This window comes from Stenotrophomonas sp., assembly GCF_050737575.1.
Classification (GTDB): Bacteria; Pseudomonadota; Gammaproteobacteria; order Xanthomonadales; family Xanthomonadaceae; genus Stenotrophomonas.
In genome coordinates this window covers 1-2015 of record NZ_JBOHXW010000016.1, presented here as the reverse complement: position 1 = coordinate 2015, position 2015 = coordinate 1, and the positions used below count along the sequence as shown (strand labels likewise).

Annotated in this window: 1 protein-coding gene; it reads left to right on the top strand. The window is 74.0% G+C overall.

The features are described 5' to 3' along the window. Positions 1-1995: WD40 repeat domain-containing protein (locus tag ACREP4_RS16935; protein ID WP_431597370.1), on the top strand; the 1995-nt coding region annotated here is incomplete at its 5' end. Positions 1996-2015: the final 20 nt, after the last annotated feature.

Below are 2015 nucleotides of genomic sequence, written 5' to 3'. Positions count from 1 at the left end.
GCCCAGGAGGAGCCCGAGGCCGCCCGGGGTGTGGCCCCCCTGCCGGACTCCTCGTGGCGAGCCCGCTGGGCCGCCTGGCGATCGACACCCTTCCACCTTACCCTGACCGGCCACGAGGGCGGGGTGTGGGCGGTGGCGTTCGGCCGGCTGCCCGACGGGCGCACCATCCTGGCCAGCGCCAGCGACGACGCCACGGTGCGGCTGTGGGACCCGACCAGCGGCCAGCCGATCACCACCCTGACCGGCCACAAGCGCGGAGTGTGGGCGATCGCGTTCGGCCGGCTGCCCGACGGGCGCACGATCCTGGCCAGCGCCAGCTCCGACCGCACCGTATGGCTGTGGGACCCGGTCAGCGGCCAGCCGATCACCACCCTCACCGGGCACCAGGGCCGGGTGAGGGTGGTGGCCTTCGGCCGGCTGCCCGACGGGCAGACGATTCTGGCCACCGGAAGCGACGACCACACGGTTCGGCTGTGGGACCCGACCAGCGGCCAGCCGATCACCACCCTGACCGGCCACAAGCGCGGAGTGTGGGCGATCGCGTTCGGTCAGCTGCCCGACGGGCGGGCCATCCTGGCCAGCGCCAGCTCCGACCCCACAGCTCGGCTGTGGGACCCGGCCAGCCTCCGACCGCTGACCACCCTGACCGGCCACGGAGGCTGGGTATGGGCGGTGGCGTTCGGCAGGCTGCCTGACGGGCGGACGGTTGTGGCCACCGGAAGCGACGACTGGACGGTGCGGCTATGGGACCCGGCCAGCGGCCGACTGCTGGCCACCCTTACCGGCCACAAAGACTGGGTGGGGGCGGTGGCATTCGGCCGGCTGCCCGACGGACGGATGATCCTGGCCAGCGCCAGCGGCAGCGACGACGCCACGGTGCGGCTGTGGGACCCCGCCAGCGGCCAGCTCATCACCACCCTGACCGGGCACGAGGACTGGGTGCGGGCGGTGGCATTCGGCCGGCTGCCCGACGGACGGATGATCCTGGCCAGCGCCAGCGGCAGCGACGACGCCACGGTGCGGCTGTGGGACCCCGCCAGCGGCCAGCCGACCGCCACCCTCACCGGCCACCAGGGCTCGGTGTCAGCGGTGGCATTCGGCCATCTGCGCTACGGGCGGACAGTCCTGGCGAGCGCCAGCGCCAGCGTCGATGCCGAGGTGCAGCTATGGGACGCGACCACCGGCCAGCCGACCGCCACCCTGACCGGCCACGAGGGCGGGGTGGCGGCGGTGGTGTTCGCCCGGCTGCCGGACGGGCGGACGGTCCTGGCTAACGGTAGCACCGGCGATGATCACCCCGTGCGGCTGTGGGACCCGGCCAGCGGCCACCCGATCACCACCCTGACCGGCCACGAGAACTGGGTGGCGGCGGTGGCGTTCGGCCAACTGCCCGACGGGCAGACGATCTTGGCCAACGGATTCGACAACGGCACCGTGCGGCTGTGCGATGTGGTCAGCGGCCGACCGATCACCACCCTGACCGGCCACGAAGACCGGGTGCGGGCGGTGGCGTTCGGCCGGCTCCGCAACGGGCGGGTGCTGCTCGCCAGCGGCAGTAACGACCACACCGTCCGCCTGTGGGACCCCGCCAGCGGCCAGCCGACCGCCACTCTGACCGGCCACGAAGACCGGGTGCGGGCGGTGGCGTTCGGCCGGCTCCGCAACGGGCGGGTGCTGCTTGCCAGCGGCAGCGACGATGAAACGGTACGACTGTGGGACCCGCACAGCCGCGCGACGATTACCACCCTGACCGGCCACGAGGGCGGGGTGCGGGCCGTGGCGTTCGGCCAGCTCGGCGACGGGCGCACGCTGCTCGCCAGCGGCAGCGACGACCGCACCGTACGGCTGTGGGACCCCGCCAGCGGCCAGAAGCTGGCCAGCATCCCCGTCGGCTCGCCCTGCACGAGCCTGGCTGCCTGGGACGGGGGCCTACTCGCGGTCGGCGCTGAGCGCGGGCTTGTGGTGCTCGACCTCCTGCACCTACCCCAGCGGTGATCCCACCAGCCGCGGGCGGG